The following is a 15,500-nucleotide window of genomic DNA, read 5'->3' on the forward strand; positions in this document are numbered from 1 at the left end:
ACTTATTCACTATCCCGATCACCATTGCCTTATACCCTATACCTTACATTATCTGCCGCTATTTTTCATCAGCCGAAGGACCATACATGCCTGGTACCGGAATATTTAACAACCGCAGGTAAACAGACAACTGACCGCGATGATGGATAATATGATTCATCAGCATACTCCTTAGCGCTACCTTTTTAGGCAGGCTAACAACAACAATTTCTCCCCTGCGAAGTATCCAGTTCTCATTTAACACTTCATCGGTAGCGGCTTGCAGCGTTGCAATTGCCTGTTCAAGGTTTTGTTCAAAAAAATCCAGCAATTCTTTCGTATCAGCAGCTTTACAACGGTTGAGCGGTGTTTTTGTAAAATCAAATTCCGGCATATTTATTATTAAGCCTGCCCACTGTGTAAGCTCTGCAATATGACTTGCTAACCTGCCTGCCGCCATACTTTTTTCATGTGGTTTCCATTCAAAATGTTCTCCGGGTATACGTGACAGTATTTTTTGTGTATTGGATGCCTCATGTTTTAACTCAGCAGCCATTGAAATGCCCAGTGCCATATATATTTTTTTATAAAGATAGAATTGATTTTGTGATGGACTTTTTCTTTCCTATCTTTTGCAAAAAATATTTCTGTATGTCCAAAACGATTGTATCGCGTTCAGTTTTCTTTTTTCTCACATTATTTATTGCGGTTAACAGCTTTGCCCAGGTACGCCTGCCCGCAATATTTTCTGACAATATGGTGCTGCAAAGAGAAGCTGACGTAACAGTTTGGGGATGGTCATCTCCCGGTGAAAAAATATTTATCAGCAATACCTGGAATAATAATGTTGATTCTGTGCAGGCAACCGGTTTTGCAAAATGGAATATAAAAATTAAAACGCCTGCAGCCGGCGGTCCCTATACCCTTACCATTAAAGGAAGCAACACCATTACATTGCAAAATGTGATGATAGGTGAAGTTTGGGTATGTTCAGGTCAATCCAATATGGAATGGAGCAGCGTGAACGGGTTACCGGAAATGGATGCAGAACTACCTAACAGCACAAATCCGAATATACGTTTGTTTCATCTTCCCAAAACAACAGCCATATACCCGCAGGACAACAATGCAGGCACGTGGAAAAACTGCGATCCCGCATCACTAAAAAACTTTAGTGCTGTTGCCTACTTTTTCGGAAAAAAATTACAGAAAGAATTAAATATCCCTATCGGGCTTATCAATACCAGTTGGGGAGGCACGCCTGCGGAAGTATGGACACCCGCTGATGCCGTAAACAATGATAACGAACTAAAAGCAGCTGCCGCAAAACAGGGCATAAACAATTGGTGGCCCACAGTATCCGGCGCAACTTATAACGCAATGATATATCCCATCACCAGCTTCAATATTGCAGGCGCTATATGGTACCAGGGAGAAAGTAATACAGGTACAGCATCTTCCTACAAAAAGCTGATGACAACAATGATTGACAGCTGGCGCAAAGCATGGAATAAAGATTTTCCTTTTTATTATGTGCAGATCGCTCCATTTAAATATGGCAATAAAAATATTGCTGCATTACTGCGTGAAGCGCAAACACAAACACTATCTCACCCTAAAACAGGTATGGTTGTAATTACCGACCTGGTGGAAAATGTAAAGGATATTCATCCAAGACAAAAAATTGGCGTTGGAGAAAGGCTGGCTGCATGGGCATTAGCGGATACTTATAACAAACAGGGCATAAGTTACAAAAGCCCTGTATACAAAAACATGGAAGTGAATAAAAATAAAATAACTGTTTACTTCAACAATGCAGCAGATGGCTTAATACTTAAAGGAGCGGATAAAAAAGCTACGGAATTTTATATAGCCGGTGAAGACAAAAACTTTTTACCGGCAGATGTAAAGATAGAAGGTGATCATGTTATTCTTTCCAACAAACAAATCAAAAACCCGGTTGCAGCGCGTTTTTCATTCAGCAATACCGCTATCGGAAATATTTTTAACAAGGCAGGCTTACCTGTAGACCCATTCAGAACTGATAACTGGGATGTGGATACAGGTAAAGAAGAATAAATAATTGATTGCTGTTATCCGTCAATCCGTATGCTTTGATGCTATAGATTTTTGAAAAAACATAAAGCATCTTATGGCTAATTTCTTTATTTCTTATTCAAGGAAAAATACGGATATAGCAAAAAGGATAAGGAATCTCATATCCAGACTTGATACAGCCCATGATGTATTTTTAGATACAGAGTCAATAAAGGCAGGGGCAGACTGGAAAAAGGAATTAGAGAACCGGATAAAAAAGTGTGATCATTTTATTTATATTCATTCACCTGAATCTTTACAATCAAAATATATAAAGCAGGAACTTGCCTGGGTGCAGCAATCTGAATTGAAAACCGGTATTCGCAAATTAATTGTTTACCGGCTGCAGTTCGCAGACATCATACCGCAATTAGCAGCATACCAGATATTGGATGCGACCGATGATTTTACGATTGATTTTTTCAAATTAATGTCGGGTATTTTACAAAGCAATAGCTTTTACACTGTTGAGCATGAAATTCAGTTGGCAGATGAATGGTGGTATAATGGCAAATTCTGGATAGATGCTCCTCCCGAATTTCTTAAAAAAATTCAAATGGTGGAATACAGGTTTGACTACGGATGGGATACAGACGCAATCGAAACTGTTAAAGCTTCACCCACTTCGTTAAAAAATAAGTTTAAAAAAAGCTTTGAAACCAAATATCATTTCACAGTATTTGTGGTGATATATTTATGGAATACAAAAGAACTGTATTTCGTTAAAACCATACCTGTTTTTCATTGATATGATGTCTAAAAAGTTTTCAGCAGTAATTGAAATCATAGGTATCAATCCTTTTGTATTTGTTCCAGTTAAAATCCTGGATGCTCTTTTTACCTCGTCAGGAAAAAATAAGGGGCCAATACCGGTAAAAGGAACGATAAACAATTTGCCCTATAAGCAAACGCTGGTAAAATATGCAGGGCACTGGCGGCTTTATATTAATACGGTAATGCTCAAAGATTCTCCCAAACACGCAGGAAAAAAAATAGCTATCACTATTGAGCATGACCCTGAAGACAGAAGCGTGCCATTTCATCCAAAGCTGTCTGCGGCGTTGGATAACAACAAAAAAGCAAAAAAAATTTATGAATCGCTTTCGCCTTCCCTGCAAAAGGAAATAAACAGGTATATAGCAGGATTGAAAACAGCAGAAAGCATAAGTAAAAACGTTGACCGTGCCATAGGATTTTTGTTGGGCAGGGAAAGATTTGTGGGCAGACCTCCGCTCCAAAGTAATTAGCGCCTCCGCATATTCAATCCTTATCTCGCCACCACCGTTACAAGGTAATGCGTAGCTACTACAGACGGCCTTGTTTTATAGTTTATAAACGCACCGGTTAGTTTGCTGGCGTGGTAATAAGGGAAATTATGTGTATCGGTTATTTCCAAACCACTGTTTCGTATTGCCTCCAACCCTTCCTGTGTAGTGTAAATTAAAAGCGGCTGCTTTGCATATTCTTTTAGCCGGGTAAGGTCACCATATACCACTTCTTTTTTTGTATAAAAGGTAAACGAGTGAGAAAATGTGCCATACACTGCAGCCCGTGTCACACTACTATCCGTTGTTTTATTTGAAAATTCAGCAGCATTGCTCCCGCTCTGGTAATCTATAAGAGCAGTATAAAAAAATATGTTTAGAAACCCATAAGCACCAAGCGCTGCCAAAAAGCTTTTCCCTGTTATGCCGGTGAGTCCATTTTTTTTGAATACCAAAAGCGTAACAACAATTACCAACAGCATATATATAATTGCCACTATTGTATGAGCAGGGTGGTAAAAATATATCAACAGCATTGGTATTAATAACAAAGCGCCAATGATAATAGATTGTATCACGCTTATTACCCGTATCCATGCCTGCTTTTGCAACTGGCAGAGATATTGAGCGGTTATAATACAAAAGAAGGGAAACAGGATATTTAAATAATGAGGCAGTTGAAATTTTGATAATGAAAAGATCAGGAGCATAATCATTCCTCCGCCAACTGTAATATATTCCTGTTTGGAAAAGAGTTTACCGGATTTAAATATCTTCCAGTATAATGCAATATAAAATATCAGCGACCAGGGCAGAAAAGCCCATAGCATGGTATGTACATAGAAAAATGGATCACCTTTTCCTTTGATTGGACCATTATTAAGAAATCGCCCGAACTGGCTGTCCCAAAAAAAGAAGCGAACGCCTGATACACCCGTTGTTCCAAACACTTCTTTTTCAGGATGCAGATCAAACTGCATATATAAAGTATACACTTCAGGCAATGAGAAAACAGCAATCAGTACAAAAGCAATGATCCACTTATAGCTGAGCAATTGCCTAACATCTCTTTTAATGATCCAGTGAACGATAAAACCTGCGCCGATAGAGATCAGTACAAAAGGGCCTTTGGTCATAACAGCAAAAGCAGCCAATAAAGCACCCCATACTATATGCCGGCTTATTTTATGGTTTAATGAAGCAATATAAAAATGATATACACTGCCAATGATAAAACCGGTAAGGTAAGGCTCTGCACGAACATCATTATTGGATATTACAAGGTGCGCTGCCGATAAGTACAACAACACACCCAGTTGTGCAATACTCCTGTTATAAGCTTTGAATGCAAATTTATATGTATAATAAGCGCCCATCATCCAGCACAAAAATGCCGGCAGCTTATAGGCAAAAGTATTTATTCCAAAAATCTTATAGCTTACCGCTATCAGCCAAAAAGGAAAATGAGGCTTATCTAACCAGTCTTTACCAAATACCATCAGGTTCACAAAATCATTACGCTCAACAATTGTTTTAGCAACCATTGCATACAGCGTTCCATCCGAATCCAGTATTGTTACAAAAAAACCTGTGGCATTAATAACAATCCCGGCAATACAAAGCGGTGTGAACCATTTTGCCAGCCATGTATTCCAACTGTTACCGGATGCAAAACCAGGAGCTTGCGTTACAAACATTATTCAATTATTAACCTGCAAAATATTTAAAAAACAGACCAGTATAATTTATTTTTAATGCGCTCTCTAACATTAAAGCCATATATTATGAAATATGCAGTTTTTATTTCCCTTTTTTATGTCTCCCTAACATTACAAGCCCAAAAACTTAGTGTACCCGGCACTGTTATAACTCACAGCCCTGCCAGCAGCGGTTTATATATTGGTTCACCAAGTATTTGCATACTTAAGGATGGAAGCTATCTCGCATCACATGATTTGTTTGGCCCTTCATCCAATGAATTTGAAAAGCCGGTGTCGAAAATATATCGTTCAACCAATAAAGGGAAAACATGGAAGGAGGTGGCTGTTATTAACGGCCAGTTTTGGTCAAAACTATTTACTTACAGAGGTAAACTGTACTTTTTTGGAACCAGCAAACATCATGGAAATACCATCATAAGAACTTCTGCCGATAATGGCAGCACATGGTCCGAGCCGGTGGATGCCAATCATGGATTGCTGTTGCAGGGCGAATATCATTGCGCTCCTATGCCATTTGTTGAATACAACGGTAAACTTTGGCGTGCTATGGAAGACGCGATGGGAGAAGTTAAAAAATGGGGAAAAAGATACGGCGCATTTATGATGAGTATAGAGGTTGATAAAGACCCTATGCTGGCTTCGAACTGGCAAACCAGCAACGTATTGCATTATGATTCAACTATGCTGAATGGCAATTTCGGCGCATGGATTGAAGGCAATGCGGTTGTAACGCCGGATGGGAACATTATTGATATGTTACGGGTAGACGACAGATCAACACTTGATGAGAAAGCAGCCATTGTAAAAATAAGCAGTGATGGTAAAACAGCATCTTTTGATGCTGCTACAGGATTTATCGCATTTCCCGGTGGTAGTAAAAAATTTACTATACGTTATGATAGTATTTCAAAATTATACTGGACGATCAGCAATTATATTCCCGACAGTATAAAACAAAAAAATATTGGCAGAAACCCTGCAAGCATACGTAATACACAAGCATTATTCAGCTCGCCCGATTTGACTAACTGGAGTTTTCGCAAGTTGCTATTACAGCACCCTGATATTATCAATCACGGTTTTCAGTACGTAGACTGGCTGTTTTATAAAAATGATATTTTATTCGTAAGCAGAACGGCTTATGATGATGGAGAAGGTGGTGCGCATAATAATCATGACGCTAACTATTTAACTTTTCACAGGATTAAGAAATTCAGGAAAACACTTTAAGACCATACCATATCATCATGCCAGGTATAAGATTTTCTGAATTAATCTTTAGGCTCAATAATAAACTTCCGGGAAATCCAGTTTAAATAGCCGGCTGTTTTTAACTGTTTATATACTGATAGGTTAATCCGGCAACATCTGTTTATAGGTGCTTAAAAATCATTTACCTTAGCATTTCGTTCATTTTATGAAATACCTTCCGTTTCTCACAGGAAAATACTCTACTGCGCCGGGATTGATTGCAATTGAAAAAAATCCTGTATCATCTGAAAAATTTATTTTCCAGGTGGATGATACCTACAACCAGTATATCGAAAATAAAACTGCCTGCAGAAAAGAAGATATTTACAAATACTATTGCACTTCACGTTTATTGCCCGGCACCATAAGCAGGGTAAATAAATATATAGCGCGGCAACTGGTTAAAGAATATCCTGATTTTTTTATACTTGAGGAATCAGGCAAAAGTATTTCATTACACAACAGGATTTTAAACGAAACTATCCACTGGAGTGATGATTGGATAGATATTGACAGCGATAAGTATGAATCTCTTTTTGACGCGCTATGCTGCCAGGTGCAGGAAGACATTGCTATAGTACAAATGCAGGACAATGAAGACTGGCTGACAGCCATTCATCTCTGCTCGCCCAACCATTGGTCGCCAACAGAAAAATGCGGAAAAACTTTCGAGGCTATACACGCGCCTATACCAGGTATGGATAAAACCATGCAGCAGCATCCTAAAATGTTATCTGCTATTATTCAAAAAGGACCATTTACAAGATTTGCCTGGGGTGTTGCTACTGATGATCGTTTAAACCACCACCCTGTTCCACCACCTGGTATAGACAGCGATTACTGGAACGGAAGATTAAAAGGAGATGACGCAACAAAATTTTACATAAGAACAGAGCGACAGAACCTGGTAGGATTTGCAGAAGAAAACGTTTTTATCTTTACTATCCACACTTATTTTTACGATATTTCAGAGCTTGATCATAATGAGCAAAATCTTTTATGGGAAGCAATAGATACTATGTCTTATGAAAGCAAAATATATAAAGGCATTATTAAAATGGAAGTTGAATTAAAAAGAAAACTGGGCAAATAGCTCAAGCATTACAAACCAACATTTACTTTCTTTCTTTTTAAATCTGCCAGCGAGGGATCAAGTTCAATGGCCCTGTCGCATATTTTCATTCCCCTGGATACATCGCCTTTTTTCTGATATGCCATTCCCATCATATACATTGCCCTTGCATTGGAGGCATCCTGCTGAAGAATATTATCAAAATATCCAATAGCTTTGGGGTAGTCTTTAATTTTATAATAAGTCTCTGCTATATTGTACAGCAAATTGAGATCGGCAGGTTTTTTTTCCAACAGCCCCATCATTAATTGCAAACCCCGTTCAGGTTGCCCGGAGAGTATGCATGATAAAGAAAGGTTTTCGAAATAATCATTATCGGTTTTATATCCTTTTTCAGCAGCTTTTTCATAATAAATAACTGCTGTTTTATCATCCGGTATCGCGGAGTAAGTCATAGCCATTTCATAATACCATCTTGCATTATTCGAATCTATGGCCAATGCTTTATGAAAATAAGGAATGGCTTTTCTGTAATTGCTCATATCTACATAGGATACCGCAATGATGTAGGGAATTTGAGCATTTACCGGGTCGTCTTTGGCGGCTTCTTCAAGATACTGAAAAGCTTTACCATAATTCTCATCCTCGTAAAAACTTTTGCCAATTATATAATTAGTACCTGCATATTGACCATGCTGCTGCATCAGCAGACCAAACTCAATTGCTTTATGCCATTGACGGAAATTAAAGTTCAGTTGTGCAAGTTGGTGAATGGCCGTGGTATCATTCTTATCAAGCTCATACACCCTTTCAAAAGCACTTTTTGCCTTTTTGTATTGCCTTAACTCTAACGCGGTATTGGCTAAAGCTTTCCAGCTCTCTTTATCAGTAGAATCAGCATCTACAGACTGCTGAAAATACTTATGCGCCATTGCAAACCGCCTGCTTTGTTGTTCTTCAGCGCCTTTTGCATAAAAAAAACCTGCGCTGTCTGATATTTGAGAGAAAACCGGTAACGACATCACCGCAACAAAGCAAAAAATCAATACACGTTTCATACAACTAAAAGAGGCTATTTGAGCACTACTGCACCTAATGGGGGCAGATGAATATTTATTTCAAAAACCCTGCCCTTTTTATCAACCATCTCTGACCGTATATCCGGATTTAACACATCCCCGCTTCCCCAGTATTTTTTTTCATCGCTGTTAAAGATTTCCTTCCACTGCTCTTTACCCGATACCTGTATCTTCCAATCGTGGTAAACTACAGGCGTTACATTCAGTATTACCAGCACATCATCAGCCGGTTTTTTCCCTTTGCGCCTGTATACTATTATTCCTTCATCGCGATGATTCAGGTCTATCCATTCAAAACCATAAATATTGAATTGATTCTCGTATAAAGCAGGTTCATCACGCAATAGTTTATTCAAATCAGCTACACAATCTTTTAACATTCTATGGGCATCATATTGCAACAAAAACCAATCCAGCTCTGATTTATAATTCCATTCACTGGTTTGCCCGAATTCATCGCCCATGAACAACAACTTACCGCCGGGATGTGTAAACATATAGGAATACAGCAATCGCAGGTTGGCAAACTTTTGCCATTCATCACCAGGCATTTTATATAACATCGGGCTTTTTCCATGCACAATTTCATCGTGACTCAACGGCAACATAAAGTTTTCATCATAGAAGTACATCATACTGAAAGAAAACTTATCCTGGTGAAATTTCCGGAAAACGGGGTCGAATTTAAAATAATCAAGTGTATCGTGCATCCAGCCCATCATCCATTTCATACCAAAACCAAGCCCTCCTTCAAATGTAGGCTTGCTCACACCCGGCCAATCTGTGGCTTCTTCCGCTATCGTCTGCACATCAGGAAAATCCCTGTATATCGTTTCATTCAAATCTTTAATAAAAGCGATTGCCTCCAGATTCCCATCGCCGCCATATTCATTTGGCTCCCATTGCCCCGTAGTGCGGGAGTAATTCAATTTAAGCATTGAGCTAACTGCATCTACACGTATGCCATCAGCATGATACTTATCAAACCAGTATCTTGCACTGCTGATCAAAAATGATTTTACTTCTCCCCTCTTGTAGTTGAAAATATAGCTGTTCCAATCCGGGTGAAACCCTTTGCGCATATCCGCGTATTCATAAGTATGCGTTCCATCAAACATGAATAAACCATGCGCGTCATACGGAAAATGAGAAGGTACCCAGTCCAGCACAACACCAATGCCTTCATTATGTAATGCATCTACCAAATGCATAAAACCCTGCGGATCGCCGAAGCGGGATGTTGGCGCAAAATAACCTGCGCCCTGGTATCCCCATGAGCCGTCGAACGGATGCTCCATTACCGGCATAAACTCTACATGTGTAAAGCCCATTTCTTTTACATAAGGCACCAGGCGCTCTGTAATCTGATCATAAGTATTATAACTTTCTTCATCGTTTTTATCAGGGCGCATCCAGCTTGCCAAATGCACTTCATACACACTCCATGGTGCATCAAGCGCATTATGCTTTTTTCGTCGCTTCATCCAAGCATCATCATTCCATGCAAAATCCAAATGCCAGGTTATAGAAGCTGTGTCCGGCCGCTTCTCCCAAAACCAGGCAAAGGGATCGCCCTTATCCTGCTTATGACCTTTATACCCATGAATGTGATATTTATATACTTCTCCTTTTTTCATATTGGGAATAAATCCTTCCCAAATGCCTGAATTATCAAGCCGCACATACAGTGGATGCGAGTCATTATTCCAATCATTAAAATTACCTTTTACAGAAATAAACGTAGCGTTGGGCGCCCAAACAGCAAAATAATAACCATCGGTATCCAATACCCTTGCAGGTCTTGAGCCAAAAAGCTTATACAGATTATAGTGTGTGCCCTGCTGAAAATTACTGATATCTTCATCCGTAAATAAAGAGTAATTCCAAACCGTTTTGGTGCTATCAACAAAATGTATGTCTTCGTATTTTTTTATAGTTGTATCTGCAGACACTTTTTTATTTTTTTTAGGAGCAGGTATTTGTTTTTTTTCCGTTTTATTTTTATCTGCTGTACTTTTTTTAGCAGCAGTTTTTTTTGGTGCTGGCATTATCGTAAGAGTTAAATATGGAAAGCAATTGTATTGTCTCGGTTAAATATATGCTTTTTCAGCTTAACACTAAGAGATTGACTATTAATTTATGATTGTGAAAAATTTCATAACCTTTTCAAAAAATCCATAAAAAAACATATCAGTAAATTAATTTAGGACAGTCTTTATTTAACCTTAAATATTAAAGATGAAGAAATATGCTTTTCTGTTATTATTGCTTGCCTCCGGAATTTTTTCTTGTCAAAAAGAAAATAATCCCGGAGAAGATGATCAACAATATCTCCCGGAAAGAAATATTATTGACACCGCTTATGGTAGTAACGGGCAACAAAAGATGGATATATACCTGCCGGCCAGCAGAACAAAAACCACAAAAACAATTGTATTGATACATGGAGGAGGCTGGACAGAGGGAAGCAAAAGCGATTTAACTTCCTCAATACCTGAAATACAAAAACAATTTCCGGGTTATGCTGTAATCAATATAAATTACCGTTTGGCTAAAGACGGCAACGACCTGTTTCCTTCCCAGGAAAACGACACAAAATCTGCAATAGCGGCTTATCTTCAGCATACGGATGATTTTGTTGTTTCAAAAGATATAGTACTGGCAGGTTTTAGTGCCGGCGCGCATCTTGCTTTATTACACGCGTACAAAAACGACCCTGATAAAAACGTAAAGGCAGTGGTTGACTTTTTTGGACCTACCGAGCTTCCTGCCTTATGGAATATAAATATCCTGTACCAGCTATTATTGTATAATGTTACCGGCAAAACGTATGACCAGGATCCGGCTATATACAAAAACTCCAGCCCTGCAAATTTTGTTTCAGCGCAATCTCCGCCAACGCTTATACTGCAGGGAGATGCAGATCCAACAGTACCTCCTTCACAATCTATCCTGCTGTCTGATTCCCTTACTAAGTATAACGTGGCACATCAGTTGGTAATGTACCCTGGTGAAGGTCACGGGTGGACCGGCAACAATCTTCTTGATTCTTATGAAAAAATAAAAATATTTCTTAAGGAATATGTGAAATAAATCGAAGACACAGGCTACAGCCGCTTCAACTAAATGAAGTATCAGATACATGCTTAATTATAAAAGCTGCTTTTATAGCTTAACCAAATGATATTCTCATTAGTATAACATATATTTAAATGCGAAACTCCTGTGCCATTAACCCGGTGCATTCCTGAAATGTTGAAAAATTCAATTATTTTTGCCGTTATTTTGGAATTTAATACAACAGCATGATTTTACCAATTGTAGCGTACGGCGCACCGGTTTTAAGAACAGTTTGCAAGGATATTAACGCTGATTACCCGGGTTTAAATAAACTTATTGAAGATATGTGGGAAACCATGTATGCTTCGAGTGGCGTTGGCCTGGCTGCCCCGCAAATCAACAGGGAAGTACGGCTATTTGTAATTGACAGCAAGCAGATATTTGAAGGCATGGATGAAGAAGAAAAAAAGAAATATGCTGATGCTCCCGGTGTAAAACAGGTCTTCATCAATGCTCATATTAAAGAACTTGATGGCGAAGAATGGGCTTATAATGAAGGTTGCTTAAGTATTCCAAAAATAAGAGAAGATATTTACCGCAATGAAGCAGTTACCCTGGAATATGTTGACGATCAGTTCCAGGCACACACACAAACCTTTAAAGGTATTACCGCCAGAGTAATTTTGCACGAATACGATCATATAGAAGGCAAATTGTTTATTGACTATCTTAAACCATTAAAAAGGAGATTGATCAAGGGCAAGCTGGAAGACATTTCTAAAGGAAAGGTGAAAGTGGATTATAAGATGACGTTTCCCAAATAATTATGAAGGCTTTTCTTTCGATAAGCATCTTGTCTTTCCTGCTAACGGAAAATATTTTTGCCCAGCAAAAAGATACTGTAGTAGTAGATAATAAAGTCATTACGCTTTCTGAGATCATTATACGCAACAATGTAAATGTTCCTTCTTTTATAGAGAAAGTAAAAAACGACACCACTTTTTATAAAGCTTTCCGGAATTTACGTGTACTTAACTATACTTCGCTGAACGATGTAAGAATGTTTGATAAGAAGCAGAAAGTTAAAGCTTCACTTTACAGTAAAACACATCAATGGGCTGCCGGGGGCTGCCGTTATACCAATGTTTTAGAGGAGCAGGTGACCGGCGATATTTATGATGAGGATAAAAATTACAATTATTACACGCCCCAGTTATATGCCAGTATTTTTTTTGCAAAAGATACGGTTTGCGGAGAAACCAATATTGTAAAAGGCACGGAAATGAGCACAAAGGGAAAATCAGGCACCGCAAAACATAAGGAGCAATTAAAAATACTTTTCTTTAATCCTGGCAAAGCAGTACCCGGCCTGCCTTTTATAGGCAATAAAACAGCCATATTTGATGAGGACATGGCAGGCTTATACGATTACAATCTTGACCAGGAAGAACATCTCGGCCAGATATGCTATATATTCTCTATTAAAGCAAAAGATAAAGCCAGCGGAGGAAACAAGAACAAAGTAGTAATTGATGAAATGACTACCTGGTTTAATGTGAAAACGCTGGAAGTGATTGCCCGTAACTATACCATGAGCTATTCCGCAGGTGTATACGATTTTGACGTTAACATGCAGGTTGAGATGACTAAATACAGGGGCTACCTGGTGCCAAAACTGTTGCGCTATACCGGCGACTGGGATGTGGTTTTCAAAAAAAGGGAACGTGGGGTATTTACCGCAACCTTATTCGATTTCAGCGAATGAAATATTTGCTGTACTTTTTCATCCATAATTTTTTTATTTGTTCGCGGTAACTATACTTGGCAATAATTCAGCGCTGCCCATGCACGACAGACACCCAACCTCCCAGGTGGTGGCTTACTACGAGCATTTATTCCTGGTAGATTGTGGTGAAGGAACGCAGTTGCAAATGACGCGTTATAAAATCCGTCGTAACAGGATAAAGCATATTTTTATTTCTCACCTGCATGGAGATCACTATTTCGGTTTACCGGGTTTACTTACAAGCTATGGCTTAAACGGGCGTACGGAAGACCTGTGGATTTTTTCTCCACCGCTTTTAAAGGAAATTATAGCATTACATATAAAAGCTGCAGACATTGTTTTGCCATATACCATCCATTTTACAGCGATTGATAAGGAAATGGTTTTGTATGAAGATAAGAAAATTGAGATCAGTTGTTTTGCCGTAAGCCACAGAATACCATGCTGGGGATTTTTGTTTAAAGAAAAAGCAAAGCCACTGAAACTAAATCCCGATAAATTAAGGGAGTATGCTATTCCATCTTCCTTTTATCCGCGCTTAAAAGAAGGTGAAGATTATATAACCAAAAACGGTGAGATCATAAATAACCAATTGCTTACTCACCCTCCGGAACCAATACTGAGCTATGCTTATTGCGCAGACACCTCTTATAATGAAAGCATTATTGAAAAAGTAGCCAATTGTGACCTGGTATACCACGAAACAACCTACCTGGATCTGCAAAGAGAAAAAGCGGCAATGCGTGGACATTCTACCACGAAACAAGCGGCAATGGTTGCATACAAGGCCAATGCCGGCAAACTGATCATCGGGCATTTCAGCAGCAGGTACGAATTACTGGATGATTTTTTAACCGAAGCACAAGCTGTTTTTGATAATACAGAACTTGCATTGGAAGGCGCTACCTATATAATTTCAAAATAAGGAATTGGATATAAATAAGTTACTCTTATGTTGCCCGCATTGCAACCATTGGGGCATCATATTTGTCTATAAACAGTTTTTATATTTTTATTAAAATTGAAATTTATGAAAAGAACATTCTCCCGCCTGCTCAATGCATCGCTATTGATTGCCATAACCAGCATTTGGCTTTTTTCATGTAAGCCAAAAATTAAAGATGAAGACATTCAGACTCAGATACAGTCAAACCCGGCGCTTACGCACCTGGTAGCAACAGTAAAAGATGGTGTGGTAACCCTTAGCGGCGAATGTAAAGATGAAGCAGATAAAACCGCCTCCGAAAACGTGGTAAAACAAATACCGGGTGTAAAAAGCGTGGTAAACAACACTACTATTGCACCACCTCCCCCACCTGCTCCTGTAGAAATAGCCGCTGATGATCCGCTTACAAAAGGCATTACAGACGCGTTGAAAGACCACCCTACAGTTAAGGCTACTGCAAAAGATGGTATAATTACGGTTACCGGCGAAGCCACTTCTGTCAACTGGAAAAAAATTAAAATTGCGCTTGATGCATTGAAGCCTAAAAAGGTGGATGCTTCAGGATTAACCATAAAAAAATAATTCTAAAATAAAATCATATGGCATTACAGGATAAATATCAACAACTGATTGATACAGCTAATACCTCCGGCGTAAGCAATCTGCAGGTGAGGGAACAGGACGGTGTATTGTATATAGACGGCGAAGCTCCCTCCGGCGCTGTAAAAGATAAATTGTGGGATGTATACGGATCTATTGATCCTGATTTTTTGTCAGGCGATGTTGTAATGAATGTAAACGTAGCAACCGCCGTTCCAGGAGCAAAGGTTAAGGTTGTAACAGAAAAATCGAACCTTAATATAAGAAAAGGACCAGGCACAGATCAGCCTATAGTTGGCAAAGCAGCGCATCATGAAATTATCACATTGGTAAGCAAATCCAATGATCAATGGTGGCTGGTAAGAACAGATGATGGCGAAGAAGGCTATGCTTATGCGCAATATCTTGCACCGGTTGAATAAAAAAGTGTTATATAATATTTTTGAAAGGGGCTGTTTTAAGCAGTCTCTTTTTTTGTGTTTATGCCGGGAAAGAGGTATACGCTGCAACGATTATTTAGGGCTTGCTGTTTAACTCCCGGTATTATTTTTTTAGGTTTTTACCAGTAACCGGGTTAGCCGCCTCTTTTTGTATGGTTTCGCCGGAAGGCGAAATTGAAAAAATGCGAAGCATATTTTTTCAAA

15 protein-coding genes are annotated in these 15,500 nt (G+C 38.8%); 11 read left to right on the plus strand and 4 right to left on the minus strand.

Annotation, left to right across the window (positions count from 1 at the left end; all coding sequences use genetic code 11):
- Positions 1 to 58: 58 nt before the first annotated feature.
- Complete coding sequence (locus tag DC498_RS19055; protein WP_116875747.1) at positions 59 to 553, minus strand: DinB family protein; 495 nt, start codon at positions 551 to 553, stop codon at positions 59 to 61.
- 77 nt (positions 554 to 630) lie between these two features.
- Here DC498_RS19055 and DC498_RS19060 point away from each other — a divergent pair, with 77 nt between their 5' ends.
- The 3 genes from DC498_RS19060 to DC498_RS19070 all read left to right on the plus strand — a co-directional run bounded on the left by DC498_RS19060 (position 631) and on the right by DC498_RS19070 (position 3,323).
- The gene (locus DC498_RS19060) at positions 631 to 2,058 is read left to right on the plus strand and encodes a sialate O-acetylesterase (RefSeq protein ID WP_116875766.1); all 1,428 of its coding nucleotides are present in this window, start codon (positions 631 to 633) and stop codon (positions 2,056 to 2,058) included.
- Between the two features lie 73 nt (positions 2,059 to 2,131).
- Positions 2,132 to 2,824, plus strand: a complete 693-nt coding sequence (locus tag DC498_RS19065) for a toll/interleukin-1 receptor domain-containing protein (protein WP_116875748.1) — start codon at positions 2,132 to 2,134, stop codon at positions 2,822 to 2,824.
- Position 2,825: 1 nt separating this feature from the next.
- A complete protein-coding gene (locus DC498_RS19070) occupies positions 2,826 to 3,323 on the plus strand; it encodes a YdeI/OmpD-associated family protein (protein WP_116875749.1) in 498 nt (165 codons plus the stop codon).
- Positions 3,324 to 3,343: 20 nt separating this feature from the next.
- On the opposite strand, the gene DC498_RS19075 is transcribed toward DC498_RS19070, so the two are convergent.
- The gene (locus tag DC498_RS19075) at positions 3,344 to 5,038 is read right to left on the minus strand and encodes an ArnT family glycosyltransferase (protein ID WP_116875750.1); all 1,695 of its coding nucleotides are present in this window, start codon (positions 5,036 to 5,038) and stop codon (positions 3,344 to 3,346) included.
- A gap of 87 nt (positions 5,039 to 5,125) precedes the next feature.
- Here DC498_RS19075 and DC498_RS19080 point away from each other — a divergent pair, with 87 nt between their 5' ends.
- Positions 5,126 to 6,292, plus strand: coding sequence for a sialidase family protein (locus DC498_RS19080; protein ID WP_116875751.1), 1,167 nt, complete (start codon positions 5,126 to 5,128; stop codon positions 6,290 to 6,292).
- 187 nt (positions 6,293 to 6,479) lie between these two features.
- Positions 6,480 to 7,406 carry a heme-dependent oxidative N-demethylase family protein gene (locus DC498_RS19085; protein WP_116875752.1) on the plus strand — a complete coding sequence of 309 codons (927 nt, stop codon included), beginning with the start codon at positions 6,480 to 6,482 and terminating at the stop codon, positions 7,404 to 7,406.
- Positions 7,407 to 7,414: 8 nt separating this feature from the next.
- Here the strand turns inward: DC498_RS19085 and DC498_RS19090 are convergent, their stop codons facing one another.
- Both DC498_RS19090 and glgB read right to left on the minus strand, forming a co-directional pair.
- Positions 7,415 to 8,443, minus strand: coding sequence for a tetratricopeptide repeat protein (locus DC498_RS19090; protein WP_116875753.1), 1,029 nt, complete (start codon positions 8,441 to 8,443; stop codon positions 7,415 to 7,417).
- 14 nt (positions 8,444 to 8,457) lie between these two features.
- Entirely contained in the window at positions 8,458 to 10,512 is a 2,055-nt protein-coding gene (glgB, locus tag DC498_RS19095; protein ID WP_116875754.1) for a 1,4-alpha-glucan branching protein GlgB, read from the minus strand.
- Positions 10,513 to 10,702: 190 nt separating this feature from the next.
- Between glgB and DC498_RS19100 the strand changes: the two genes are divergently transcribed.
- The 6 genes from DC498_RS19100 to DC498_RS19125 all read left to right on the plus strand — a co-directional run bounded on the left by DC498_RS19100 (position 10,703) and on the right by DC498_RS19125 (position 15,278).
- The gene (locus tag DC498_RS19100) at positions 10,703 to 11,557 is read left to right on the plus strand and encodes an alpha/beta hydrolase (protein ID WP_116875755.1); all 855 of its coding nucleotides are present in this window, start codon (positions 10,703 to 10,705) and stop codon (positions 11,555 to 11,557) included.
- 212 nt (positions 11,558 to 11,769) lie between these two features.
- Positions 11,770 to 12,348, plus strand: coding sequence for a peptide deformylase (def, locus tag DC498_RS19105; protein WP_116875756.1), 579 nt, complete (start codon positions 11,770 to 11,772; stop codon positions 12,346 to 12,348).
- Positions 12,349 to 12,350: 2 nt separating this feature from the next.
- On the plus strand, positions 12,351 to 13,289 hold the full coding sequence (locus DC498_RS19110) for a hypothetical protein (protein WP_116875757.1): 939 nt from the start codon (positions 12,351 to 12,353) through the stop codon (positions 13,287 to 13,289).
- 37 nt (positions 13,290 to 13,326) lie between these two features.
- A complete protein-coding gene (locus DC498_RS19115) occupies positions 13,327 to 14,235 on the plus strand; it encodes a ribonuclease Z (protein ID WP_116875758.1) in 909 nt (302 codons plus the stop codon).
- 105 nt (positions 14,236 to 14,340) lie between these two features.
- Positions 14,341 to 14,838 (plus strand): BON domain-containing protein, encoded by a 498-nt coding sequence (locus DC498_RS19120; RefSeq protein ID WP_116875759.1) that lies wholly within the window; start codon positions 14,341 to 14,343, stop codon positions 14,836 to 14,838.
- Between the two features lie 17 nt (positions 14,839 to 14,855).
- Positions 14,856 to 15,278 carry an SH3 domain-containing protein gene (locus DC498_RS19125; protein ID WP_116875760.1) on the plus strand — a complete coding sequence of 141 codons (423 nt, stop codon included), beginning with the start codon at positions 14,856 to 14,858 and terminating at the stop codon, positions 15,276 to 15,278.
- Positions 15,279 to 15,500 lie beyond the last annotated feature (222 nt).

Source organism: Terrimonas sp. (assembly GCF_003075435.1).
In the GTDB taxonomy this organism is placed as follows: domain Bacteria; phylum Bacteroidota; class Bacteroidia; order Chitinophagales; family Chitinophagaceae; genus Agriterribacter.

What these genes read in the sequence shown, in the direction of transcription:
- DC498_RS19060 (WP_116875766.1), top strand. Translation starts at nt 631, where the DNA reads ATGTCCAAAACGATTGTATCGCGTTCAGTTTTCTTTTTTCTCACATTA.
- glgB (WP_116875754.1), bottom strand. Translation starts at nt 10,512, where the DNA reads ATGCCAGCACCAAAAAAAACTGCTGCTAAAAAAAGTACAGCAGATAAA.
- DC498_RS19075 (WP_116875750.1), bottom strand. Translation starts at nt 5,038, where the DNA reads ATGTTTGTAACGCAAGCTCCTGGTTTTGCATCCGGTAACAGTTGGAAT.
- DC498_RS19085 (WP_116875752.1), top strand. Translation starts at nt 6,480, where the DNA reads ATGAAATACCTTCCGTTTCTCACAGGAAAATACTCTACTGCGCCGGGA.
- DC498_RS19110 (WP_116875757.1), top strand. Translation starts at nt 12,351, where the DNA reads ATGAAGGCTTTTCTTTCGATAAGCATCTTGTCTTTCCTGCTAACGGAA.
- DC498_RS19125 (WP_116875760.1), top strand. Translation starts at nt 14,856, where the DNA reads ATGGCATTACAGGATAAATATCAACAACTGATTGATACAGCTAATACC.
- DC498_RS19100 (WP_116875755.1), top strand. Translation starts at nt 10,703, where the DNA reads ATGAAGAAATATGCTTTTCTGTTATTATTGCTTGCCTCCGGAATTTTT.
- def (WP_116875756.1), top strand. Translation starts at nt 11,770, where the DNA reads ATGATTTTACCAATTGTAGCGTACGGCGCACCGGTTTTAAGAACAGTT.
- DC498_RS19055 (WP_116875747.1), bottom strand. Translation starts at nt 553, where the DNA reads ATGGCACTGGGCATTTCAATGGCTGCTGAGTTAAAACATGAGGCATCC.
- DC498_RS19090 (WP_116875753.1), bottom strand. Translation starts at nt 8,443, where the DNA reads ATGAAACGTGTATTGATTTTTTGCTTTGTTGCGGTGATGTCGTTACCG.
- DC498_RS19120 (WP_116875759.1), top strand. Translation starts at nt 14,341, where the DNA reads ATGAAAAGAACATTCTCCCGCCTGCTCAATGCATCGCTATTGATTGCC.
- DC498_RS19070 (WP_116875749.1), top strand. Translation starts at nt 2,826, where the DNA reads ATGATGTCTAAAAAGTTTTCAGCAGTAATTGAAATCATAGGTATCAAT.
- DC498_RS19080 (WP_116875751.1), top strand. Translation starts at nt 5,126, where the DNA reads ATGAAATATGCAGTTTTTATTTCCCTTTTTTATGTCTCCCTAACATTA.
- DC498_RS19065 (WP_116875748.1), top strand. Translation starts at nt 2,132, where the DNA reads ATGGCTAATTTCTTTATTTCTTATTCAAGGAAAAATACGGATATAGCA.